This is a genomic window from Flavobacterium selenitireducens (assembly GCF_014748335.1).
GTDB classification, from domain to species: Bacteria; Bacteroidota; Bacteroidia; order Flavobacteriales; family Flavobacteriaceae; genus Flavobacterium; species Flavobacterium selenitireducens.
In genome coordinates this window covers 45,375-68,307 of the sequence record NZ_JAAVIY010000004.1, presented here as the reverse complement: position 1 = coordinate 68,307, position 22,933 = coordinate 45,375, and the positions used below count along the sequence as shown (strand labels likewise).

The 22,933-nt window shown below is 48.6% G+C and carries 21 protein-coding genes and 1 pseudogene; 14 read left to right on the top strand and 8 right to left on the bottom strand.

Annotation, left to right across the window (positions count from 1 at the left end; genetic code table 11):
- Positions 1-229 precede the first annotated feature (229 nt).
- Positions 230-1,333: a glycosyltransferase gene (locus HC229_RS08085; protein ID WP_191019976.1), complete on the top strand. Its 1,104-nt coding sequence runs from the start codon at positions 230-232 to the stop codon at positions 1,331-1,333.
- Positions 1,330-1,878, top strand: coding sequence for an RNA polymerase sigma factor (locus HC229_RS08080; protein ID WP_408610258.1), 549 nt, complete (start codon positions 1,330-1,332; stop codon positions 1,876-1,878). Before HC229_RS08085 ends, HC229_RS08080 begins: the two co-directional genes overlap by 4 nt.
- A 44-nt stretch (positions 1,879-1,922) precedes the next feature.
- Here HC229_RS08080 and HC229_RS08075 read toward each other — a convergent pair whose 3' ends face one another.
- Positions 1,923-2,495, bottom strand: a complete 573-nt coding sequence (locus HC229_RS08075; protein ID WP_191019974.1) for a hypothetical protein — start codon at positions 2,493-2,495, stop codon at positions 1,923-1,925.
- 437 nt (positions 2,496-2,932) lie between these two features.
- Between HC229_RS08075 and HC229_RS08070 the strand changes: the two genes are divergently transcribed.
- Entirely contained in the window at positions 2,933-3,742 is an 810-nt protein-coding gene (locus tag HC229_RS08070) for an energy transducer TonB (RefSeq protein ID WP_191019973.1), read from the top strand.
- Between the two features lie 101 nt (positions 3,743-3,843).
- On the opposite strand, the gene HC229_RS08065 is transcribed toward HC229_RS08070, so the two are convergent.
- On the bottom strand, positions 3,844-4,053 hold the full coding sequence (locus HC229_RS08065; protein WP_191019972.1) for a zinc ribbon domain-containing protein YjdM: 210 nt from the start codon (positions 4,051-4,053) through the stop codon (positions 3,844-3,846).
- Positions 4,054-4,524: 471 nt separating this feature from the next.
- Here HC229_RS08065 and HC229_RS08060 point away from each other — a divergent pair, with 471 nt between their 5' ends.
- The 4 genes from HC229_RS08060 (at position 4,525) to HC229_RS08045 (ending at position 10,355) form a co-directional block, all read left to right on the top strand.
- Positions 4,525-5,769: an MFS transporter gene (locus HC229_RS08060; RefSeq protein WP_191019971.1), complete on the top strand. Its 1,245-nt coding sequence runs from the start codon at positions 4,525-4,527 to the stop codon at positions 5,767-5,769.
- Between the two features lie 442 nt (positions 5,770-6,211).
- Positions 6,212-7,081 (top strand): lipoyl synthase, encoded by an 870-nt coding sequence (gene lipA / locus HC229_RS08055; protein ID WP_191019970.1) that lies wholly within the window; start codon positions 6,212-6,214, stop codon positions 7,079-7,081.
- Positions 7,082-7,160: 79 nt separating this feature from the next.
- Positions 7,161-8,156 (top strand): type I glyceraldehyde-3-phosphate dehydrogenase, encoded by a 996-nt coding sequence (gap, locus tag HC229_RS08050; protein WP_191019969.1) that lies wholly within the window; start codon positions 7,161-7,163, stop codon positions 8,154-8,156.
- A gap of 39 nt (positions 8,157-8,195) precedes the next feature.
- Complete coding sequence (locus HC229_RS08045; protein WP_191019968.1) at positions 8,196-10,355, top strand: ATP-binding protein; 2,160 nt, start codon at positions 8,196-8,198, stop codon at positions 10,353-10,355.
- Positions 10,356-10,503: 148 nt separating this feature from the next.
- Here HC229_RS08045 and HC229_RS08040 read toward each other — a convergent pair whose 3' ends face one another.
- Both HC229_RS08040 and lpxK read right to left on the bottom strand, forming a co-directional pair.
- Positions 10,504-11,313 (bottom strand): purine-nucleoside phosphorylase, encoded by an 810-nt coding sequence (locus HC229_RS08040; protein WP_191019967.1) that lies wholly within the window; start codon positions 11,311-11,313, stop codon positions 10,504-10,506.
- The gene (gene lpxK / locus HC229_RS08035; protein WP_191019966.1) at positions 11,285-12,304 is read right to left on the bottom strand and encodes a tetraacyldisaccharide 4'-kinase; all 1,020 of its coding nucleotides are present in this window, start codon (positions 12,302-12,304) and stop codon (positions 11,285-11,287) included. Before lpxK ends, HC229_RS08040 begins: the two co-directional genes overlap by 29 nt.
- Positions 12,305-12,356: 52 nt before the next feature.
- On the opposite strand from lpxK, the gene HC229_RS08030 reads away from it, so the two are divergent.
- Genes HC229_RS08030 through HC229_RS08015 form a run of 4 tightly spaced genes read left to right on the top strand, consistent with a single transcriptional unit; the run spans position 12,357 to position 15,682 of the window.
- Positions 12,357-12,923: a hypothetical protein gene (locus HC229_RS08030; RefSeq protein WP_191019965.1), complete on the top strand. Its 567-nt coding sequence runs from the start codon at positions 12,357-12,359 to the stop codon at positions 12,921-12,923.
- A complete protein-coding gene (locus HC229_RS08025; protein WP_191019964.1) occupies positions 12,923-14,017 on the top strand; it encodes a Nif3-like dinuclear metal center hexameric protein in 1,095 nt (364 codons plus the stop codon). The genes HC229_RS08030 and HC229_RS08025 overlap by 1 nt, the downstream gene beginning before the upstream one ends.
- A 2-nt stretch (positions 14,018-14,019) precedes the next feature.
- A complete protein-coding gene (locus tag HC229_RS08020; protein ID WP_191019963.1) occupies positions 14,020-14,808 on the top strand; it encodes a zinc ribbon domain-containing protein in 789 nt (262 codons plus the stop codon).
- 31 nt (positions 14,809-14,839) lie between these two features.
- The gene (locus tag HC229_RS08015; RefSeq protein WP_191019962.1) at positions 14,840-15,682 is read left to right on the top strand and encodes an alpha/beta fold hydrolase; all 843 of its coding nucleotides are present in this window, start codon (positions 14,840-14,842) and stop codon (positions 15,680-15,682) included.
- A gap of 7 nt (positions 15,683-15,689) precedes the next feature.
- On the opposite strand, the gene HC229_RS08010 is transcribed toward HC229_RS08015, so the two are convergent.
- Entirely contained in the window at positions 15,690-17,279 is a 1,590-nt protein-coding gene (locus HC229_RS08010; protein ID WP_191019961.1) for a S8/S53 family peptidase, read from the bottom strand.
- A 92-nt stretch (positions 17,280-17,371) separates the two neighbouring features.
- On the opposite strand from HC229_RS08010, the pseudogene rluF reads away from it, so the two are divergent.
- The 3 genes and pseudogenes from rluF to HC229_RS07995 all read left to right on the top strand — a co-directional run.
- Positions 17,372-18,205: pseudogene (gene rluF / locus HC229_RS08005) on the top strand (23S rRNA pseudouridine(2604) synthase RluF); the annotation flags it as partial.
- Positions 18,206-18,553: 348 nt separating this feature from the next.
- Entirely contained in the window at positions 18,554-19,009 is a 456-nt protein-coding gene (locus HC229_RS08000; RefSeq protein ID WP_191019960.1) for a hypothetical protein, read from the top strand.
- Positions 19,010-19,016: 7 nt separating this feature from the next.
- The gene (locus HC229_RS07995) at positions 19,017-19,568 is read left to right on the top strand and encodes a hypothetical protein (protein WP_191019959.1); all 552 of its coding nucleotides are present in this window, start codon (positions 19,017-19,019) and stop codon (positions 19,566-19,568) included.
- Positions 19,569-19,705: 137 nt separating this feature from the next.
- On the opposite strand, the gene HC229_RS07990 is transcribed toward HC229_RS07995, so the two are convergent.
- The 3 genes from HC229_RS07990 to ffh form a co-directional block, all read right to left on the bottom strand.
- Positions 19,706-20,302, bottom strand: coding sequence for an HD domain-containing protein (locus tag HC229_RS07990; protein ID WP_191019958.1), 597 nt, complete (start codon positions 20,300-20,302; stop codon positions 19,706-19,708).
- Positions 20,303-20,412: 110 nt separating this feature from the next.
- Positions 20,413-21,297, bottom strand: coding sequence for a bifunctional 5,10-methylenetetrahydrofolate dehydrogenase/5,10-methenyltetrahydrofolate cyclohydrolase (locus HC229_RS07985; RefSeq protein WP_191019957.1), 885 nt, complete (start codon positions 21,295-21,297; stop codon positions 20,413-20,415).
- A 210-nt stretch (positions 21,298-21,507) separates the two neighbouring features.
- The gene (ffh, locus tag HC229_RS07980) at positions 21,508-22,848 is read right to left on the bottom strand and encodes a signal recognition particle protein (RefSeq protein WP_191019956.1); all 1,341 of its coding nucleotides are present in this window, start codon (positions 22,846-22,848) and stop codon (positions 21,508-21,510) included.
- Positions 22,849-22,933 lie beyond the last annotated feature (85 nt).

The window sequence follows — 22,933 nt, the reverse complement described above, 5'->3', positions numbered from 1 at the left end:
CGGGAATTGGAGATCGCCTAGCCCCGATGGAAGCGGAAATCCCGCAGCCGCGTACGCCTTATTTTTAGGGAGAACCGCAGCGACTGCAGGAAGCTCGCGGGGCGACCATAAAAATTTGGCATTCGGGCGAGGAATTGAGCGGACAGCGGGAACAGCTTCAAATAAACAGCCAAACAAATCGTCGATTACATAACCAAATCATATCTTTGCCGCGTCAAAACACCCGCCTATGTTGCTCATTACTTTTTGTGTATTCGCTTCGGTAGTTTTTATCCAATTCCTGTATTACGTCCTGGTTTTTGGAAAATTTGCGTTCTCAAAACCACAAAAGAGCACGCCCAAACGCATCCCGGTGTCGGTAATCGTTTGTGCCAAAAATGAAGAAGAGAATGTGCGCAAGTTCGTTCCGATACTGGCCGAACAGGATTATCCGGATTTCGAACTCGTGCTCATAGACGATGCTTCGAGCGACGGCACGCTTGAGCTGTTTGAGGAATTTGAACGACAATATCCGAATGTACGATTGGTCAAAGTCGAAAACAACGAAGCATTTTGGGGAAACAAAAAATACGCACTCACGCTGGGAATCAAGGCCGCCCGCAAAGAATACCTTTTGTTTACCGACGCCGATTGCAGGCCGGCCTCGAAAGACTGGATACGGGAAATGACCTCGCGCTTCACGCAGGAGAAAACGATCGTTTTGGGATATGGCGCTTATGAAAAATTGCCGGGCTTCCTCAATAAGCTGGTGCGCTTTGAGACGTTGATGACGGCCGTCCAATATTTTTCATGGGCAAAAATCGGAAATCCGTATATGGGCGTAGGGCGCAATCTGGCGTATAAAAAAGAGGAATTCTTTAAAGTGAACGGTTTTATCGAACATATGAAAGTACGTTCGGGAGACGATGACTTGTTCATCAACCAGGCCGCCACTGGAAAAAATACGACGATTTGCCGCACGCCGGAAAGCTTCACGTATTCCGAGCCAAAAAAATCGTTCAAGGAATGGTTTACCCAAAAGCGGCGACATGTTTCGACCGCCGCCCATTACAAATTATTCGATCAGTTGCAGCTCGGGCTGTTTTTTGTCGTGCAAGTACTTTTCTTTATACTTCCGATCGTCCTTTTGGCGTTTCAGTTCATGTGGATCTACGTGGCGGCGATCATCGGATTCCGCTACTTGTTTACTTGGATCACGCTCGGACTTGCCGCCGGGAAACTCAAGGAAAAAGACACGATTTACTTTTTTCCGATAATGGAAATCGTGCTGGTGATCGTACAAATGAATATCTTTATTACCAATATCTTTTCAAAACCCGTGCATTGGAAGTGAGCCGTTACATAGAGAAAGCGATACGCGGAGACCAATCGGCCTTTACGTTTTTGCTCGATCGCTACTGGAACGAGGTGTTTGCCTTCATGCTCAAGCGCACCGAAAACGAAACGGATGCCGAAGATATCACGATTGAGACGTTTTCCAAGGCATTTGACAAAATTGTAGCTTATAACCCGGAATTTCAATTCAATACGTGGCTTATCGCGATCGCGAAAAACGTCCACATCGACCAGATCCGGAAACGCAAGCGAGCGTTGTTTCTCGACATAAACGATGAAAACGACGGGCTGGCTTACGATGTTGCCGATCCGGCTCCTTCGCCTGAAGACAAACTCATCACGGAACAAAATCTCTCGAGCCTGCTGCATTGCATCAAACAGCTCAAGCCACACTACCAGGAGGTCATTCAGTTGCGGTATTTCCAGGAATTATCTTATCAGGAGATTGCGGACACTTTAGGAGAGCCGCTGTCCAACATCAAAGTAAAGTTGCTTAGGGCCAAGAAATTACTTGCCGAAATAATCGAAAACAAGCGGAAATAAAAAAAGCCGGATAGTTGGTCCGGCTTCTTTCGTTTTTGGGCTTATTACGTTTTGGATTCGTAAATTTTCATGAATTCATTTCCTTTTTGTACCTGTCCGACCGCTTTGAGCGCCAAGGCGTAGCGATAGTAGAAATCAGCGCCGGGATTCTTATCGGCGACTAATAGCTGGCCGTACCATTTCACGGCCGAAACCATGTTCCCTTCGAAATAACGGGCATTGGCTACACGCTTTAACATGTCGACCGATTTAAACCCTTTCTCAAGCGTGCGTTCGTAAGTGTCGATGAGATCGATCTTAACCGAAGTGACCGCCGACTTGGGCTTGACCGCACCAATCCTGATCGCAGCCGAGGCAATCGGAACGGCAACTGAAGCAGCACTTAGCTTTGCCTCAACCAACGTCATGGCCTGAACTTTAGCTTTGCCGTAAATTGGCGTTATTTTGCGGGAATTGTTCGGACCCAGGTCGTTCGTGCTGACCATGTTCAAATTGGGTACGGTGTAAGTTGTGATCCTGCCGCCAAAGTTCATGTTGATGCGCTCTTCGACACGGTAGGCTATAATTACCGATCCGTTGTCGGGCATGACCTCGGACACCAATTGCGTGATTCCCATCTTTACTGGAGCATGGTTTCCGCCCTGTGCGAAACACCCTACGGATAGGGTTAACGACAAAACTAAAAATATGTGGGCACAATGTTTCATATTCCTCAAAAAATTACCTTTTCATTTCGAGGGCTAAATTACTGACTGCCTCACTTTTCGATATAATTTTCCCCGTAACTAGCTTTAAAAAACGTTGAAATACAATCGAGGTTTAGTTCATCGATGCGTTTTGTCGACGAACTGCAACATCCGGGCTTACACAAATGCGCACGTAATTCCAAGGCCGGATTGCGTCTCGGGTGGCTAAGTAAAAAACAAGTGGAAAGTATCAGACAAAATATCACAACAAAATACAATTTTCACTAGCCTTTAACAGTTATACAAGTAATCACTCAAACCAACTCAAAAATGCAGCATAATTACCTAACCAATTAAATCTTTTGATTATGTCTAAAACAAGTATTTTTGAAAAACGCTGGCTGGATTTGGTCTTCGAAGGAAGGAACAAAGCCTACGGCGCTTACCAACTTCGACTCGAGAATCCGAAGACTACGTTTTTGGCGATGTTGTATGCATTGCTGTTCGTAGGCGCAAGCGGAGGAACCATCACCTTGTTGAGTTCGTTCGGGAGTAAATCCGAACACGTCATCTCCTACCCGATCGCCGAACCTTTGACACCTGTTCGCGTAACTCTCGATGAGCCGATTACGCCGCCGGCTCCAATGAAACCAAAAACCATTGAAAATACTGTTACGGAAATTCCGGCTGCGAGCTGGGTCGATCCGCAGGTGGTTTCGGCGGCTCAAGCGACACCTGATCCTGGTCCCGTCTCCGCGCCGAACACGGCTGCCCAGGAACCTGGTCCGGGAAGTTCAAACGGAGCTTCGGAAGGAACTACAGCGACAGGCACAGGGGCGTCAGGAGTTGCAGACAACACTCCGGCTATCCCGACGACGCTGCAGAAACAACCGATGTTCCCGGGAGGAATGGACGCATTTTACAAAAAAATCGCGCGTGATTTCGAAAAACCGGAGATGTTTGACGATAGCCGGATCAAAATCATCATGTCTTTCGTGATCGAGAAGGACGGCAGCATGACGGACATAAAAGTGCTCAACCGACCAGGAGCCGATCTCGAAAAAGAGGCCGTCCGCGTCCTCAAATCGATAAACAAAAAATGGGAGCCGGGCATCCGAAACGACAAAGCCGTCCGCACGATCTTTACGCTGCCCATCGTAATCCAGCCGCAACAATAAAACACAAAACGAGATTTAATGACGAAGCAGGCCAAAAGCCTGCTTTTTCTATATGTACTGAATTTGGCAGTTTATCATTTAATCTCGGATTTCAAAAAGCCTTATACTTTCTTCACGAACTCCGTGCGCAGCACCATCGCGGTCTTGTTGACGCGGCAATCGATTTCGGCGGGATCGTCGGTCAGGCGGATATTGCTTACCTTAGTACCGCGTTTGATCACGTCGCTTGAACCTTTGACCTTAAGGTCTTTTATCACGGTCACGGAATCTCCGTCGTTGAGAATGTTGCCGTTGCTGTCTTTTACTTCCATTTTTTGATTTTTGGCAAAGGTAGATTAATTGGGTAATTAGATGATTGGGCAATTAGATAATTAGATAATTGGGGAATTGAATAATTGGATAATTGGGGAATTAGATGATTGGGCAATTAGATGATTGGATAATCGGGTAATTGGATGATTAGATAATTGGATAATTGGGGAATTAGATAATTGGGGATTAGATGATTGGGGAATTAGATAATTGGGTAATTAGATGATTGGGGAATTAGATAATTGGGGATTAGATGATTGGGGAATTAGGTAATTGGGTAATTAGATGATTAGACGACTAGGTGAATAGACAATTAGGTGATTGGATGAAGGTCTTTAAGATGGACATTTGGATCTGAAGGATGGAGAATAGTTATTAAAATAAACAAATGTGGCGTTTCGTCAGATTCCATAATCGAATTGGCGAATTATTTAATTATCTGATTAACTTCGTCCAACCAACCAACAGACATGCAAACCTTTACCCTATCCGAAAAGCTGAAATACCTGTTCAGTTTTCCCGTCATCGTAGCCGCTTTGGGCTATTTCGTCGATATTTACGACCTACTTCTCTTTGGCATCGTTCGCATTCCGAGCCTCGAGGCGCTCGACGTGGACATCGACAAGGCGGGAACACTCATCCTCAATTTCCAAATGACAGGATTGCTCTTGGGCGGCATTCTGTGGGGCGTCCTAGGCGATAAGAAAGGTCGGCTTTCGGTATTGTTCGGATCGATTCTCGTGTACTCGCTCGCCAACATTGCATGTGGCTTTCTTCCGTATCTGCAAACATCGAACGTCGTGGGGCTTTACGCCGGCCTGCGTTTCATTGCCGGCATCGGGCTTGCGGGCGAACTCGGTGCGGGCATTACGTTGGTCTCGGAAAGCTTGCCTAAAGAACTGCGGGCGATCGGAACCTCAATGGTTGCCGGATTTGGCTTGCTAGGCGCGGTCGTCGCACAGCTCACCGTTGAAATGGCCGGCAACTGGACCACGGCGTATTTTATCGGAGGCGGTTTGGGATTGATGTTGCTGTTCCTGAGAATCGGCGTACTTGAAAGCGGCATGTTCCAGCAGATCGAGCACAAAGAACACATAGCCAAAGGGAATTTCCTGTCGTTCTTCACCAATACAAGACGACTCATTAAATACCTCAAATGTATCGCAATCGGATTACCGACTTGGTTCTGCGTCGGTATTTTGGCCACGATGGGCAACCAATTTGCCCCTTATTTCGGCATCGACAGCATCAATCCCGGCAAAGCCATCATGTGGACGTATATCGGAATCTCGGTGGGAGATTTCGCCAGCGGATTCATTTCACATGCATTGCATTCGCGCAAGAAAGCCATCCTATATATGATGCTTTTTACGGCTGTCGGAATTTGCATTATGCTGTTTGGAGGTTCAAAATCCGAAGCGCATTACTACTTTTTTTGCGCCTGGCTCGGCTTGGGTACCGGTTATTGGGCGATGTTCGTCACGGTCGCGGCCGAACAATTCGGCACCAACGTTCGCAGTACCGCTACGACGACCGTTCCTAACATGGTCCGCGGACTTTTGCCGGTGATGTTGCTAGGATTTGATTTCTTCAAGGCCAGGACTGATGTCGTTTTTTCGGCTCTCATCGTCGGGATCGTCGTTTTCGCATTGGCGATCTATTCGACGATTACGATTCCCGAGACGCACGGACGGGATCTGGAGTTCACGGAGTAGGGCGTTGTTTTGTTGAGCCGTTAACTGGCTAATGGTTAAAAGCAGCGGCGCAGCGCAGCGGAGCCGCCAAACGCCCAACTCCTCAACATTTATTGACATTAATTTGCGTCAACTTCCTTGATGGGTTAAAGCAGCGGCGCAGCGCAGCGGAGCCGCCAAACGCATCGCGCTCCACGCTAAAAGTAGTTTCCTCCAACTACCACGCTTCGTGCCGGGATGCCCGCGTTAGGGATGATAGCGAAAATCCTTTTGCGCAGCCTGCGAAGCAAAAGATTGAAGCGGACAGCCCGGCCGCGACGACGATTCTTGACCTTTCGACAAGTTTTCGGGGAGCGGCAACGCCCAAAATTCCAACACTTTATTTCATAACCACGACCGCATTTTGAGTTTGCACTTAATTAACAAACTTTCTGCTTAAATTTGCCATTCTAAAACCGACGACATGAATACCGTTCTAGAATCTGCGCCGCCTCAGGGCAAGCCGAAATGGCTTAAGGTAAAATTGCCGATCGGGCAAAAATACACCGAGCTGCGCGGGCTGGTCGACAAATACAAACTCAACACGATCTGTACGTCAGGGAGTTGCCCTAACATGGGCGAATGCTGGGGCGAAGGCACCGCGACGTTCATGATCCTGGGCAATGTATGTACGCGTTCGTGCGGATTTTGCGGCGTGAAGACCGGACGCCCGGAAACGGTAGATTGGGACGAGCCTGAAAAAGTGGCGCGTTCGATCAAGCTGATGAAAATCAAACATGCCGTCGTGACTTCAGTCGATCGCGATGACCTGAAAGACATGGGTTCGATCATTTGGTATGAGACGGTGAAGGCCATCAGAAGGATGAATCCCGAGACGACCTTAGAAACGCTGATTCCTGATTTCCAAATGAACGAGCGCAACCTCGACCGCATCGTCGCGGCCGATCCTGAAGTGGTCTCCCACAACATGGAAACCGTAAGGCGATTGACGCGTGAGGTACGCATACAGGCGAAATACGAAAGAAGCCTTGAAGTGTTGAAATACCTTAAGGAAAAAGGCATCAGACGCACCAAATCCGGCATCATGCTCGGCCTTGGGGAAACAGAAGAGGAAGTAATACAGACAATGCGCGATCTTCGCGACGCCAATGTAGACGTGGTCACGATAGGACAATACTTGCAACCGTCGAAAAAACACTTGCCTGTCAAGGAGTTCATCACACCCGAGCAATTCAAGAAATACGAGGAAATCGGCAAGGAAATGGGCTTTCGTCATGTAGAGAGCGGGGCGCTTGTCCGTTCGTCTTATCACGCCCAGAAGCATATTCTTTGATTTGTTTGACGTTTAAGTTGCGCCTGATCGAACTTCAGATTTGAACTTAAACGTTAAACTTCAAACCCAAAAATAACCCTTGAAAACACGCGTCGCCATCAACGGTTTCGGCCGAATCGGAAGAAATCTTTTTCGCCTGCTTTTGGATCATCCCGAGATTGAAGTGGTCGCCATCAACGATATCGCAGACAACCGCACGATGTCGCACCTTACCAAATACGATTCGATACACGGTGTGCTCGACAGGGACGTCTCGTTTGACCACGACGGTATCATTATCGGGGAAAAGCACTTTGCATTCCTGCACGAGCGCGGGATCAAAAACATCGATTGGACGAAATTCGATGTGGATGTCGTCATCGAATCGACGGGCAAATTCAAGACGTTCGAGGAAATCAACGAACATGTTTTGAGCGGAGCGAAAAAGGTGATTTTTGCTGCGCCGAGCGAGGTCGATGAGATCAAAACGGTAGTCCTTGGCGTCAATGATTTCATTTTGGATGGATCGGAAACGATTCTTTCGAACGCGAGTTGCACGACAAATAACGCCGCCCCGATGATCAAGATTATCGACGAGCTTTGCGGGATCGAACAGGCTTATATCACAACGGTCCACTCCTACACTACCGATCAAAGCCTGCACGACCAGCCGCACAAAGACCTCAGGCGGGCAAGAGGCGCGTCCCAATCGATTGTACCGACGACGACGGGCGCCGCCAAAGCGCTTACCAAAATTTTTCCGGAAATGGAAGGCAAGATCGGCGGCAGCGGAATACGCGTCCCTGTTCCTGACGGCTCTCTCACCGACATTACCTGTTATGTGAAAAACGAGGTTTCCATAGAGGAAATCAACTTGGCTTTTAAAAATGCGGCTTCCGGCAAACTGAAAGGCATTTTGGCTTATACCGAAGATCCCATCGTTTCGGTTGATATTTTGGGCAATCGCAACTCCTGCCTTTTCGACGCCCAACTCACATCCGTCATCGGTAAAATGGTAAAGGTCGTGGGTTGGTATGACAACGAAATCGGATATTCCGCACGTCTTGTCGACCTTATTTCCCTTATTCGGAAATAATTCTCTAAATTTAGCTCCCTAACCGAACAAACTGGACTGATGAGGAGATTGCTATTCTTAGTGTTCTTGCTTACCGCGTGCGCCTATTCCCAAAAAAAGCCGGTGGATAGTTCGGACTACTACATCGAGCTCGCCCAGTTCAACACCCGCATCAACAATTACCGCAATTCCCTCGACTACACGCAAAAGGCAATCGATTACGCGCGTCGCAACAAAGACATCGAAAGCGAGGCCAGCGCGTCCCTGTCTCTTGCCAATCTCTACATCGAAATCAAGAAATACAACGATGCCATCGAAGTGCTCAACCGCGCCATCGCATTGTTCAACACCTTGAAACCGTCTGCCGAACAAGCGTATGCCTATTACAATCTCGGTTTGTGTTATATGCAGAAGGAAAACTATTCCCATGCCGAAACGACTTTCGACAAAGCCCAGACGATCTATCAGGCGCTGCGGATTCCAGACGCCATCGAACTGCTGAATCTCCAAAAGGGGATTTTGTATCGCGCAAAAGGCAAAAACGACGAAGCCGCGAATATTTTCGGGCGTATCATCGCCATTCCGGATAAGGACGACACCTATAAAATAAAAGCCGACGCCTTGTATCAAATGGGCGCCATAGAAACCGGCCGCAACCGCAACAACCTGGCGATCAATTACCTTACACGGGCACTTCAACTCAACGAGCAATATCGCAATTACGAGCTCAAATCCCAGATTTACATCGTGTTGAGCCAGGCATACGAAAAAATATCCGACCTGCGCAATTCCCATCTTTTCCTCAAAAAACACCTGGAACTGCGCGACAGCATCACGTCGGTCAACAAAGCCAAAATGGGCGCCGACGATTACGTCAAATTCAAGGAAGACGAGCGCATCAAGAAAATCGAGCAGCTCAACCACGAGAACAAGCAACAGGAAAAGGCGAGCAAATTCGCCAAACTGATCTCGATTTTGGCCATCGCGTTGATTTCGATCCTGTCGCTTTTGAGTTTGTCGCTTTACAAGAACAACATCATCCGGAACCAGTCGAACGTACTGCTCAAGGAAAAAAACACCGAGCTTCAGGCGGCAAAGGAAAAAGCAGAAAAGGCGTCGAAGGCAAGGGCGGAATTCCTTTCGACCGTAAGCCACGAATTGCGCACGCCGCTGAATGCCATCAACGGGATCACGCATCTTTTACTACACGAAAACCCTAAGAAATCCCAACTCAATTACCTGACCTCGCTTCAGTTTTCCGGCAATTACCTGCTCACGTTCATCAACGAGATCCTCGAGTTCAACCGCATCGAGTCAAACCACGTCGTGGCCGAAAACATCAACTTCAACCTCAAGCTGTTACTCGAAAACATCCAGAATTCGCTCAAGGAACTCGCAGCCTCGAACAACAACAAATACACGATAGAAATCGACGGGCGCATTCCGGACATCCTCATCGGAGATCCAACGAAATTGTCCCAGATCTTCATGAACCTCATCAACAACGCCTTAAAATTCACAAAAAACGGCCAGGTCAAGGTCATCGCCCAGATGATGAAACTCGAGGAGGAAGTCGCGACGATACATTTCAAGATCATCGATACCGGAATCGGGATTCCCGAAGACAAGCAGGAATCGATTTTCGACAGTTTTTCCCAAGGTTCGATAGAGATCAACCGCAAATACGGAGGAACCGGTCTCGGGCTCAACATCTGCAAAAAACTCATTGACATTCTTGGCGGCCAAATCCAGTTGCTCAGCAAGATCGGACAGGGATCGACGTTTTCGTTCGACCTCGACTTCAAGGTAAGTTCGGGACAAATCATCACGCATGACGAAGATTACGACGAAAATGTTTTCGTGAATAAAAAAGTGCTGCTCATCGAAGACAACAAAATCAACCAGATGATCACCTCCAAAATGCTCGAGAAAAAGCAGATGCTCGTGGAAATCATCGACAACGGGGAAGACGCCATCGAAGCCGTCAAGAACAATTATTACGACTTGGTTTTGATGGATGTACATTTGCCGGGAATCAACGGAACGATCGCCACGCAAACCATCCGAACCTTCGACCAGCACACGAGAATCATAGCACTCACGGCGATCTCACTCAACGAAAATCGCGAAATGCTGTTGTCGTACGGAATGAACGACGTCATCACAAAACCATTCGACCCAAACGAGTTTTACAGGGTAATCGCCATGACCGTTTCCTGATTTTGGGCGTGCCGGCGGCCGAAAATAAAGTGGTATAGAGAAAATGCGGTTGCCGCCGTCGGGCTGTCGCTACTCGCTTTTGCTGCGTTGGCACTTCGCAAAGAGCTCATACAGGCGCTCCATCCCTCACGCATAGCGGCTTACAACATCAACGCCCGATGAATTCGCGAATCAGCGCCCTCACTTTCGGTTCCGCTTTTGCCGCGGCCTGCAACACTTCTTCGTGGTTGACTTCGGCTATCGAATCTTCATGCCCGATATCGGTAATCACCGAAACACCAAAAACGTCCATTTCCATGTGCCGTGCCACGATGACTTCCGGAACCGTCGACATCCCGACGCAATCCGCGCCAAGAATTTTTACCATGCGGTATTCGGCGAGCGTTTCGAACGTCGGGCCTTGAAGGCCTAAGTAAATGCCGTCTTTGACTTCGATGCCTAAATCTGCGGCGACTGTTTTGCCTTTGGCGATGAGTTTGCGCGAATACGGCTCGCCCATATTGACGAAACGCGGCCCGAAACGTTCGTCGTTTTTGCCTCTTAACGGGTGCTCGGGCATCATGTTGATATGATCGTAGATGATCACGATATCGCCCACTTTGTAATTTTCATTGACACCTCCCGACGCATTCGACACGATCAAGGTTTTCACGCCCAAATGCTTCATCACGCGAACGGGGAACGTCACGTCCTGCATCGCATAGCCTTCGTAAAAATGGAAACGGCCGGCCATGGCCACCACCTTTTTCCCGCCTATCGAACCAAATACCAAAGCGCCTTTGTGGCCCTCGACGGTAGAGGTCGGAAAATTCGGGATCTTGCGGTACGGCAATGTGTATTCGATTTCGATATCGTCGGTAAACCCGCCGAGGCCGGAACCCAGGATGACACCGTATTCCGGGTTGATGTCTATTTTGCTTTTGATGAACTCAACAGTCTGCTGTACGTTTTCCCACATAATTAAGAATGGTTTGATCGAATCGGTCGGCTTCGGCCAGCAACGTCGACTTTATCGGTAAGTAATAAAGATTTTTGATTGTTTTGTCGTGCAACCGCACATAATCTTTTTCGGTCGTGACGATTGGGCGCCCTCCAGCCTTTTCATTGATTTTAGCGATATCCGCATCCGAAAAATGATGGTGGTCCGGAAATTCCATGACATCGTCGTTTTCGTTTTCGAGATGGGCAAAAAACGGCTTTGGCTTGGCGATCCCGGCGATCAGCAGCTTCTGATGGCTACGCATCTGGTCTACGGGAAACTTTTCCTTGTCGGAAAAAACAAAACCGTCATAATCGACAAAACTAAAAAACAGTTGCTGATGCGGCTTTAAACGCAGTTTCAGGCGAACGGCATTTTGCATCTGAGGCGACAAATTTTTCGGGCATTTGGTCACGACGATGGTGTCGGCACGTTTGGCGCCGCGTCTGCTTTCGCGCAAATTTCCCGTCGGAAGCAGGAAATCGTCCGTGTAAAGCTCGTTGAACGTCGTCAGTAAAATATAAAATCCCGCTTTGACCTTGCGGTGCTGGAACGCGTCGTCGAGCAATACGACATCGGGATTTTTAAGTGCGATGAGTTGCTTTATGCCGTTTGTCCGGTCGGCGTCGACGGCTACGGAAACTTCCGGGAATTTACGATGGAACTGATAAGGCTCGTCTCCCAAAATTTCCGCATCCGAATTCGCATCCGCCAAAACGAAACCACTTGATTTTCGCTTATAGCCGCGGCTCAGCGTCGCTACTTTGAAATCATGCGAGAGCAACCGCAGCAAATATTCGATCTGTGGCGATTTCCCCGTTCCGCCTACACTAAGGTTTCCGACGGCGATCACGGGAATGTCGAACGAGGTCGATTTGAAAATGCCCTTGTCGTAAAAATAATTGCGCAAACCGGTGACTAAACTGTAAATCGCGGCGAAAGGGAACAGTATTTTGCGGATCAGCATCATGTACGCAAATATAATTTTTATCTTTGGTAACCGTATAAAATCACCTCCCGAAATGAAGTTGAGAACGCTATTTACGCTTGCCGCGCTTGTTTTTACGGCGTCCGTCTTCGCCCAATCTCCATCGGCAGGAATTCTGGCGACTATCGTCAAGCATTATTACAAGAACGAGAAAGTCGTCGTAAAAGGCCGCCAACAACTGCTTTTCCTTTATTGTGAAAAAGCGAACAACAACGAGGAGATTTTCGAAGCTGTCCAAAACCTGAAATTACCTGCACAATCGGTAAAGCAGATCCGCCAGCAGGTCAATACCGACACTCAGCCTGCAAATTGGCAGACCGAACTCGAAGCGGTCTACGAGGGCGACGAGACTAAAATCCGGCAAAAAATAAACGATTGTCTTTCCGTTGAACAATACCAGGAAAGGCGCGCCAAGCTCAACCTGAACAACCAACGCTTGATGATCGTGAGCAAGCCCGTGTTGTTCGAAAACGGCGAAAAAGCACTCGTCAAGGTCACGTTTTACCGCAGTATCGAGCACAACAACGGCAGCGTGTTGCTGATGCACAAGACGGCATCCGGCTGGATTATCAAAGAGCACCTAAATTCCTGGTCAACCTAATGAAGATAAAAGATATCATCGCCGTTCTCGACGAAATGGCGCCTCTGGCCTATGCCGAAGATTTCGACAACGTCGGATTGCTCGTGGGCGACCGCAATGCCGAGGCTAAGGGCGTCCTGGTGTGTCACGATGCTTTGGAGCAAGTCATCGACGAGGCGATCCGCAACAACTGCAACCTTGTGGTTTGCTTTCACCCTATTTTATTTTCCGGCCTGAAAAAGATTACGGGCGCCAATTATGTCGAGCGCTCGATCCTCAAAGCGATCAAAAACGACATTGCGATCTACGCCGTGCACACCGCCTTGGACAATCACAAAAACGGAGTGAACAAGATTTTTTGCGATGCGCTCGGATTGGTGAATACCAAAATTTTGGTTCCGAAAAAGGACTTCATCCGCAAACTCGTCACGTTCGCCCCTGTCGAAAATGCCGACGCAGTGCGAAATGCGCTATTTGCGGCCGGAGCCGGGAAAATCGGGAATTACGAAAATTGCAGCTTTAATTCTGAAGGAATCGGCACGTATCAGGGGAATTCGGACAGCAATCCCGTCGTGGGACAAAAGCACGAATTCGTGAAAGCCGATGAAACGAAGATTGAAGTGACGTTCGAGTCGTACCTGAGCAAAAAAATCCTCGACGCGCTTTTCGTTTCGCATCCTTATGAGGAAGTTGCGTATGAAATTTACGACTTGCGCAATGAGCTTAAAAACATCGGTTTGGGCATGATAGGCGAGCTCAAAACGGCCAGGACGGAGCGTGATTTCCTGCAATTGGTCAAGGATGCGATGCAGGCGGAAGGCATCCGGCATTCGCAATACCGCGATAGACCCGTGAAAAAAGTGGCGGTGCTCGGCGGTTCGGGAAGCTTTGCCATCTCGGCCGCAAAACGCGCAGGTGCAGACGCTTTCGTGACATCCGACCTCAAATACCACCAATTTTACGAGGCCGAAAACGAACTGCTTTTGCTCGACATCGGCCACTTTGAAAGCGAGCGTTTTACAAAAAATTACATGGTTGATTTTCTTAAGGAAAAAATCCCTAATTTTGCAATCATTTTATCCGAAGTTAATACCAATCCAGTTAAGTACTTTTAAATATGGCGACATCCGTTAAAGAATTGAGTGTTGAAGACAAGTTGAGAGCGTTGTACGATTTGCAGCTCATCGATACCCGTATCGACGAAATCCGCAACGTGCGCGGCGAATTGCCTCTCGAAGTGGAAGACCTCGAGGATGAAGTGGCCGGTTTGAGCACGCGCCTTGACAAACTCAAGAGCGAACTCGAAGTCATCGAGGACAGCATCAAGAGCCGTAAGACAGCGATCGAAGACCACAAAGAAGCCATCAAAAAATACACAAAGCAGCAGGAAACGGTTCGCAACAACCGCGAGTTCAATGCTTTGACAAAAGAAGTGGAATTCCAGGAATTGGAAATCCAGTTGGCCGAGAAGCAAATCAAGGAAATGAAAGCTTCCATCGAGCACAAGAAAGAAGTGATTTCCCAATCGAAAGAGCGACTGGAGACCAAGTCTTCCCATCTTAAGCACAAAAAATCGGAACTTGAGGACATCATGGCCGAGACTGCGAAAGAAGAGAACTTCCTTGCCGACAAATCTGCAGAATACAGAAGCCAGATCGAGGACCGTTTGCTTGTAGCCTACGATCGCATCCGCACCAGCGTGCGCAACGGCTTGGCTGTCGTATCGATAGAACGCGGCGCTTCGGCAGGTTCTTATTTCACGATTCCGCCTCAAACACAGGTGGAAATTGCGGCCCGTAAGAAAATCATCACCGACGAGCATTCCGGGAGAATCCTTATCGACAATGTCCTTGCCGTCGAGGAGCGCGAAAAAATGGACCAACTTTTCTCTGAGTTCAAACACTAAATATAAGCCCCTTGATTGGGGCTTTTTTTTTATGCGAAAACTTCGATACTACTTACTTACCAAATCGATCGGGCTCTACATCAACCTGCTGAGCTTTTTGCATCCGAAAAGGGCAAAAGCCACAGTTTATTATTTCTTTAGCAAGCCCCGCGACGGGAAATTGCGACATAACGCGTTGCCCGAGCTGTTGCAAAAGACACATAGGGAAACGCTTTCGCTGAACGGCGACACCATACAAACCTACACCTGGAAAGGAAATGGAGCCGTGGTTTTGCTGGCGCACGGCTGGGACAGCAACTCGTGGCGATGGGAAAGACTATTGCCTTATTTACAGGCATCGGGATGTACGATCGTGGCATTGGACGCTCCCGACCACGGTTTGTCAGCCGGAAGTTTCAGCTTGCCCAAATACGCGGCTTTCATCAACGCTGCCGCGGAAAAATTTCAACCCGATTACCTTATCGGGCATTCGCTGGGCGGATCGGCGAGCTTGTATTTCCAACACGTCTACCAAAACCCGAAATTACGGAAACTGGTGTTGTTGGGCTCTCCCGCGGAACTGAACCCGATCATTGACAACTACCGAAAACTGTTGAGCCTGAACGCGCGATCGCGCAACTTTCTTTGTGATTATTTCGTCGACAATTTCAACTTCCATCCCAACGATTACAATCCTCGTGTATTTGGCAAAAACCTCGGGCTTCACGGCTTGATCGTGCACGATACAGAAGACGATGTCGTGTTGGTGGCAGAGTCCGAAAAAATCGTTTCATCCTGGCCGAATGCGCGTCTGGTCACGACATCGGGGCTCGGCCACAGTATGCACGGGGACGTCGTATACCGCGAAGTGGCGGCATTTCTGTTCGAGGATTAGTGAGCTGCTATATTTTTACGAAACGCTTTACGCCGGATTTCCCATCGTCCGAAATCTTCACAAAATAAATCCCGGACGCCAGTGCCGAAACATCCATCGTTTTTTGGCTCGAAACCAAAACGAGTTTCCCAACGGTATCGACGATCTCGATTTTCGCGTTATCCGAAAGCTGGCCTGAAACGGAAAGCGTTGTTCGCGCAGGATTCGGATACGGTGCGAAAGCCAGGCCTTTGACCTTGTCCGTACTCAATTGTGCAACCGCTGCGAGTGCCGCTTCCATATTCGGGATAGGTCCGATGTGGCCTCCAACTCCCTGGGCAATTCCGGTTTCGGTCAAAATCTGTCGCACTTGCAGCGGACTGAGGTAAGTGCCCGTAAGTTCGTGGTAATAGGATTGCAGCGCGATTGCACAGGATGCGACGACAGGTGTAGCCGCGCTTGTCCCAGAAAATGTCGTATACCGTTGGTTGAAATCGCCTCCGATTTGGGCGAAATTCCCATAACCCGTCGTCCTGATGTTGGTTCCCCAAGCCTGAAGGTTGATCCGGCTGCCGTAGGTGCTGTACGAAATCTTGTCGTGATTTATATCTGCGGTTCCGGCACCCACGAGGATCGCACCGCTGTCGCCGCGCTGCATATAAGGCTCATACCCTTGCGCGTTCAGGTTGACGTTGCCGTTGCCTGCCGCCGCCACGACCAATATTCCGGATTGTATAGCCGCCTGGGTCAAGTCCCAGATCAGGTTGTCGTATTCGGCGGGAACAAATTGGTCGTTGATGCCATATTCCTGCATTTCGAGAATAATCACATCGCCTTGAGACGAATCTGCCAAGGCCGAAGCCACGGCTTGGGACGGATTGAATCCTTCCGTCGTCCATTCCGGATATTGCACCAATTCGGAAATACCGTGCACCATTCCCGTCACGCCATATGCGCCGTCATCGCCTGCGAGAATACCGACCACTGCGGTTCCGTGCTCGGAATAGGCTTCGGAAACGCCTTCGTTCAGTACGGCGCCCGCTTGCATGAAAATGTTGGGATTGGAATTGAATTCCTCGTGATTTTTGTTGAATCCGTATTCGACATCGCGCACCTTGATTCCGCTTCCGGTCAGCCCCATATTCCACGCCACCTGCATGTTCACGCCGGGATTCGATTGTATGTAGGTTTGCTGGGAAACGTAATTCGGTGTGGTTGGCGGAATGTCGTTAGGTGGAGGAATCGGGCTTTCACTTTTAACGATACAATATCGCACAGACGCCAAGCTTTCCAGCGATTTCGCCAATTCAAGCAAACGCGGGTTGTCAGCATTCGGCAACCGTACTTTGTAAAGCAGCCGCAACGCATTGGCAGATTTCCCGCCATCGGCTGCGTTGCGCGCGAGATTGTCTAGTTTATCACCTGGGATTGCCTGCCACTTTTCGAGCGTGAATCCATATTCGGATGCAAGTCGGGAAACATCGAAACCGGCATCGGAAAACGCCACGAACAATTCGTGCTTCGCCATTGGATCGCGCAACCTGAACTGGTTCTTGCGATCCTGGGCAAATCCGAAAGCGAAAAAAAGAGCGAAAAAAATCGTAAAAATCCTGTTCATCAGCGGTAGGTTGTACCATAAATATAGCAAAATTCAGCAAACATTATGAAATGCCGGATTTGGGATTGGACGCGAACCCTTACCTTTGCATCATGGAAAACAACCTTAAGCGCCTCAATAAATTCATTGGGGAAACGGGACATTGCTCCAGGCGCGAAGCCGATACGATAATCGAAGCCGGACGTGTGACCGTTAACGGAAAGCCGGCCGAGCTCGGCATGAAAGTCTCTTTCGAAGACGAAGTCCGCATCGACGGAAAACTCATCGTTGAAAAAACGGGAGAATTTGTCTATCTCGCACTCAACAAACCTCCGGGAATCGAGTGTACGACCAATACCGACGTAAAGGACAACATCATCGATTTCCTGAATTATCCCAAGCGGATTTTCCCGATCGGGCGCCTCGACAAAGCCAGCGAAGGCTTGATTTTCCTTACCGATGACGGAGAGATCGTCAACAAGATCCTGCGTGCGCGCAACAATCACGAGAAAGAATACGAAGTCACGGTTGACCAACCTGTTTCGGAGCGTTTCATCGAAAAGATGAGCAAAGGCGTCCCTATTCTCGACACCGTCACGCGCGAATGTTTCGTGGAAGCCACTGGGAAATTTACCTTTACGATCATTTTGACGCAAGGCTTGAACCGCCAGATTCGCCGTATGTGCGAATATTTGGGTTACGAAGTGGTGAAACTCAAGCGAACCCGCATCATCAACATCAAACTCGATTTGCCGCTCGGGCGCCATCGCGAACTTTCGAAAGATGAGATCGACCAACTCAACCTTTTGATCGAACCGTCGAGCAAGACCGAAGAGGCGAGTTTTTCGAAGGAAGAGTTCAAAGGCGAAAAGCCGAAACGCGACTTTGCAAAGAAGGATTTCCAGAAAAAAGATTTCCAAAAACGCGATTTCAGCCGCGGTGAACGCGAGGCGCGAACTGGTGATGCCCCGCAACGGGATTTCCAAAAACGCGATTTCCAAAACAACGATTTTCGGCGCGGGGATTCTGACCAAAATCCGGAACGCAAGCGCGACTTTTCCAAAAAGGACTTCAAATCAGCTGATTTTCGCCCAAAAACCGATGGAGAGCGAAATTATGATTCCCGTGAGAAACCGCGACGCGACGACGATTTCAAAAAACCGGACAGCTTCCGGCCTGCTCCGAAGCGCAATATCGAAATCATCAAAAAGGACGATCCGCGATACCGGAAAGAAGGCGACGCTTAACAATTTTTTATTTTTTTTAGCGTTCGGATTTCATAACCAACCAATACTATGAACACTAAAAAAATCCTGCTGCTTACTGCGGCCATCATCGTCGCGATCCTGTCGCTTGCCTTTTTTGCGGTCAAAAACGTTGTAGAAAACATTGCATCGAACAACGACTGCGGCATGTTCAACCTCGATCACATCGAGATGAGAGCCGCCGTGGACATTCCATCGAATAAGACGGTAAACTGCAATTACGACGAACTGAAAAAACGCAATACGACGATTTTCGATCTCGACAAGCAAACGGTCGACTTAGGGGAATATATTCGCAAATTTGATTTTAAGCAGGTGGCAGCCGCTCCGGCCAATTTTGCGGAATTCGATGCCAGGGGCGTATCCGGCGCTTCACGGTCGACACTTTACCTGCGCCAGGGCCAGACACCGACGACTGCTTATCAAATGTTACTCGACACCAAATCGGGCCGGCTTTGGGTCGATTTACATTACCTGAACGAATAGTGTGCTTATGAGAATTCTCTACCTTTTGTTGTTTGCTTTTACGTCTGCCGCCTCACAAAAGGAGCCTGCGTCGGTTACCGAGTCGTTTCAACTCGTAAACGACCTCAACGCTGCCGAAAACAGGGCTGCGATTTATATGTGCCGCGAGGTCAACCATTTCTGGGGCGACTTCCTTGCCGAGCCCAAACCGGAAGATGAGGCTGGCACGAAAAATTTTCAAAAGAGGGTCGATTCCATATCAAAATACATCGGTGGAAATCCGGTGGCCTGGAAAAAGAGCTTGCTGTATATCGAGACGTGGGAGCCGCGCGTCAAGGCGAAAGAATATGTGAGCTATCACAACCTCAACATTGATAAGTTTTATGCTTCCCATAACCGTACAGGCGTTTATTTGTATTCGCTTCCGCTTTTCGACGCCGCCCGCAAAAAGGCTTTGGTGTATGTCTGGTATTTGAGCGCGCATGGCGTCGTGCTCAACAATTACTATTATTGCGAGAAGGAAAATGGTGTTTGGAAGCGTCGAAATATCGTGCTGATAGGTGGATTCAATAATTATTGAAAAGGTGGGAAGGTTGACGATTCGAGGTTCGAAGATTTAAGGTTTTTTACAGTTTTTCTGTATTGTGTGGATGCAGAAGTCGGTTATTTTTACGGGTGGGTGGTGGCGGCTTTTTTCACGAATCAAAATGTAAGATTTCAGCTATCTTTTCTCAAAATTCCCTTTTCAACACTCTCGTCAATCAGCCGTTCCGCATAATCCCAGATCGTGGCTGAGCCCAATCCTATCGCGCTTTTCTTCTCATGCACTTTGTGATAAGGAACGTCGAATTCTACCCATGTGCCGCCGTTGTTCGAGGTGTTTTGCAGCAGCGGTTCGAACCGATCCATCGCTCTTGCAAACTTAGCCTCGTTCGTAAAGCCGTCTTCAAACTCTTTCCAGATTTCGATGAATTCCTCAGCTTGTTCAGGCGGCAAAAGTCCGAAGATTCTTTTCGCAGCGATCAGTTCCTCGTTTGTGTTCGTGTGACTTTTCGCAGCATCATAAATAAACGTGTCGCCCGCATCGATCTCGACGATATCGTGGATCAGCACCATTTTAAGTACCTTGAATACATCTATCGGATGGTTGGAGTGCTCAGCCAGCACTATCGTCATCATGGCGAGATGCCAGCTGTGTTCGGCGTCATTCTCGCATCTGTCACTGTGGAGCAACTTGGTCTTGCGCAGGATGTATTTGACCTTGTCGATTTCTTTTATGAACGCGACTTGTCGGAGTAGTCTTTCGGTTAGCATAAATGCGGAATTTAATTTACCGTAAGTTACCTGAAAAGAATTGCCGCAGATTCGCGGACTTCTGCACGGAATGTCCGTTTCAACCCATGAATCCGCGACAAATGAAATATTTACTCGTTATCGCGTCTGCGTTCGCGCGCCAACAGCGTATTCTTGAGCAACATTGCGATCGTCATCGGGCCAACGCCTCCAGGAACGGGCGTTATGAACGACGCCTTCTTGGAAACGTTCTCAAAGTCGACATCGCCTGTGATCACATAGCCTTTTTCGCTGGTCTCGTCCATGACGCGCGTGATCCCTACGTCGATGATCACGGCATCGTCCTTGACCATTTCGGCTTTGAGGTAATTCGGTACGCCAAGAGCCGAAATGACAATGTCTGCCTGTGTCGTGATTTGCGCTATGTTTTTCGTGTAACTATGGGTAAGGGTTACGGTCGAGTTCCCTGGGAAGCCCTTTCTTCCCATCAAAATGCTCATCGGACGTCCCACGATATGGCTACGACCGATGACTACCGTGTGTTTTCCCTGGGTTTCCACGCCGTAACGTTCCAAAAGCTCAAGGATACCGAATGGCGTCGCAGGAATAAACGTGCTCATGTCGAGCGCCATTTTACCGAAGTTTTCGGGATGGAAACCGTCCACGTCTTTCGTCGGATCGATCGCCATGAGCACTTTCTGGGTGTCGATTTGCGGAGGTAACGGCAATTGCACGATGAACCCGTCTATGTTGTCGTCTTCGTTGAGCTGCTTGATTTTTTTGAGAAGTTCCACTTCAGAAGTCGTACTCGGCATCTTGACCAACGTCGATTCAAAACCAACACGCTCACAGGCTTTCACCTTGCTTCCGACATACGTCAAACTCGCCCCGTCATTACCTACTATGACCGCCGCGAGATGAGGCACTTTCTCACCGTTGGCTCTCATTTGGGCGACCTCAGCCGCGATTTCAACTTTGATATCTTCCGAAACTTTCTTTCCGTCTAAGAGTTGCATTTTATTATTAATTAGATAATTAGTCAATTAGCGAATTAGCGAATGAATAGTATTATGACACCAACAGTCAGGGTCAGCGATCGAATTGCGAAATGTAATTGCAATGGGCTAACGAACTCGAAAAGTTAGTGTAGAAAAATTAGGTCGTTTCTATTAAACAAATTAGCGAACCAGCACATTCGCTAATTCGCTAATTTATTCATTCGCTAACTATCGCATCCCCGGCATCCCGCCGCCCATCATTTTCATCATTTGCTTTCCGCCCGGGCCTTGCATCATCTTCATCATCTTGCTCATCTGGTCGAACTGCTTCATGAGTTGGTTGACCTGCTCGAGTTTCGTGCCCGAACCTTTTGCGATGCGATTCTTGCGTTTGACGTCTATGATGGAAGGTTTTTTTCGCTCCTTTGGCGTCATCGATTGGATGATCGCTTCGATATGCTTGAAGGCGTCGTCCTCGATTTCGACATCTTTCATCGCTTTGGACGCACCCGGAATCATCCCAATCAGGTCTTTCATGTTACCCATTTTCTTGACCTGCTGGATCTGCTGGAGAAAATCGTCGAACCCAAACTCATTCTTGGCGATCTTCTTTTGCAATTTGCGCGCTTCTTCTTCGTCGAATTGCTCCTGTGCTCTTTCGACAAGGGAAACCACGTCCCCCATTCCGAGAATACGATCGGCCATACGATCCGGATAAAAGACATCGATGGCTTCCATTTTCTCGCCCGTACCGATGAATTTAATCGGCTTGTTGACGACTGATTTGATCGACAAAGCCGCACCGCCTCGAGTATCGCCGTCGAGTTTGGTAAGGATCACACCGTCAAAATTCAATCTGTCGTTGAATGCCTTGGCCGTATTGACCGCATCCTGACCCGTCATGGAATCCACAACGAACAACGTTTCCTGAGGATTCACCGCTTTGTGGACGTTCGCGATCTCGTTCATCATTTCCTCATCGACGGCCAAACGACCCGCCGTATCGATAATGACGACGTTGAAGCCGTTTGCTTTTGCATGTTTGATCGCGTTCAGGGCGATGTCGACCGCGTTTTTATTTTCCCTTTCGGAGAAAACTTCGACGCCAATCTGGCCACCGACTACGTGCAACTGGTCGATCGCCGCAGGACGGTAAATATCCGCCGCTACCAAAAGCGGCTTTTTGTTTTTCTTGGTTTTGAGGAAATTGGCGAGCTTGCCCGAAAATGTCGTCTTACCCGAACCTTGTAATCCAGACATCAAAATGACCGTTGGATTGCCGGAAAGGTTGATTCCCGCAACGTCCCCGCCCATCAATTCGGTCAGTTCGTCCTTGACGAGTTTTACCATCAATTGGCCCGGTTGAAGCGTCGTCAATACGTTTTCACCGATCGCCTTGTCTTTGACCCGAGTGGTAAAATCCTTGGCAATCTTGAAGTTGACGTCGGCATCAAGCAGCGCGCGCCTGACTTCTTTAAGCGTTTCGGCAACGTTGATCTCGGTGATTTTGCCGTGGCCTTTGAGTATATGGAAAGCCTTGTCGAGCTTATCTGATAAATTGTCGAACATAATCTTTTGGAATGAAGTCGCAAATATAACGCTAATTAGCGAATGGGGCAATTAGCGAATTAGCGAATGAGGTAATTAGCGAATT

Coding starts and splice junctions, on each gene's coding strand:
- HC229_RS08085 (WP_191019976.1), top strand. CDS start 230: ATGTTGCTCATTACTTTTTGTGTATTCGCTTCGGTAGTTTTTATCCAA.
- HC229_RS08075 (WP_191019974.1), bottom strand. CDS start 2,495: ATGGGAATCACGCAATTGGTGTCCGAGGTCATGCCCGACAACGGATCG.
- HC229_RS08070 (WP_191019973.1), top strand. CDS start 2,933: ATGTCTAAAACAAGTATTTTTGAAAAACGCTGGCTGGATTTGGTCTTC.
- HC229_RS08065 (WP_191019972.1), bottom strand. CDS start 4,053: ATGGAAGTAAAAGACAGCAACGGCAACATTCTCAACGACGGAGATTCC.
- HC229_RS08060 (WP_191019971.1), top strand. CDS start 4,525: ATGCAAACCTTTACCCTATCCGAAAAGCTGAAATACCTGTTCAGTTTT.
- lipA (WP_191019970.1), top strand. CDS start 6,212: ATGAATACCGTTCTAGAATCTGCGCCGCCTCAGGGCAAGCCGAAATGG.
- HC229_RS08045 (WP_191019968.1), top strand. CDS start 8,196: ATGAGGAGATTGCTATTCTTAGTGTTCTTGCTTACCGCGTGCGCCTAT.
- HC229_RS08040 (WP_191019967.1), bottom strand. CDS start 11,313: ATGTGGGAAAACGTACAGCAGACTGTTGAGTTCATCAAAAGCAAAATA.
- lpxK (WP_191019966.1), bottom strand. CDS start 12,304: ATGATGCTGATCCGCAAAATACTGTTCCCTTTCGCCGCGATTTACAGT.
- HC229_RS08030 (WP_191019965.1), top strand. CDS start 12,357: ATGAAGTTGAGAACGCTATTTACGCTTGCCGCGCTTGTTTTTACGGCG.
- HC229_RS08025 (WP_191019964.1), top strand. CDS start 12,923: ATGAAGATAAAAGATATCATCGCCGTTCTCGACGAAATGGCGCCTCTG.
- HC229_RS08020 (WP_191019963.1), top strand. CDS start 14,020: ATGGCGACATCCGTTAAAGAATTGAGTGTTGAAGACAAGTTGAGAGCG.
- HC229_RS08015 (WP_191019962.1), top strand. CDS start 14,840: ATGCGAAAACTTCGATACTACTTACTTACCAAATCGATCGGGCTCTAC.
- HC229_RS08010 (WP_191019961.1), bottom strand. CDS start 17,279: ATGAACAGGATTTTTACGATTTTTTTCGCTCTTTTTTTCGCTTTCGGA.
- HC229_RS08000 (WP_191019960.1), top strand. CDS start 18,554: ATGAACACTAAAAAAATCCTGCTGCTTACTGCGGCCATCATCGTCGCG.
- HC229_RS07995 (WP_191019959.1), top strand. CDS start 19,017: ATGAGAATTCTCTACCTTTTGTTGTTTGCTTTTACGTCTGCCGCCTCA.
- HC229_RS07990 (WP_191019958.1), bottom strand. CDS start 20,302: ATGCTAACCGAAAGACTACTCCGACAAGTCGCGTTCATAAAAGAAATC.
- HC229_RS07985 (WP_191019957.1), bottom strand. CDS start 21,297: ATGCAACTCTTAGACGGAAAGAAAGTTTCGGAAGATATCAAAGTTGAA.
- ffh (WP_191019956.1), bottom strand. CDS start 22,848: ATGTTCGACAATTTATCAGATAAGCTCGACAAGGCTTTCCATATACTC.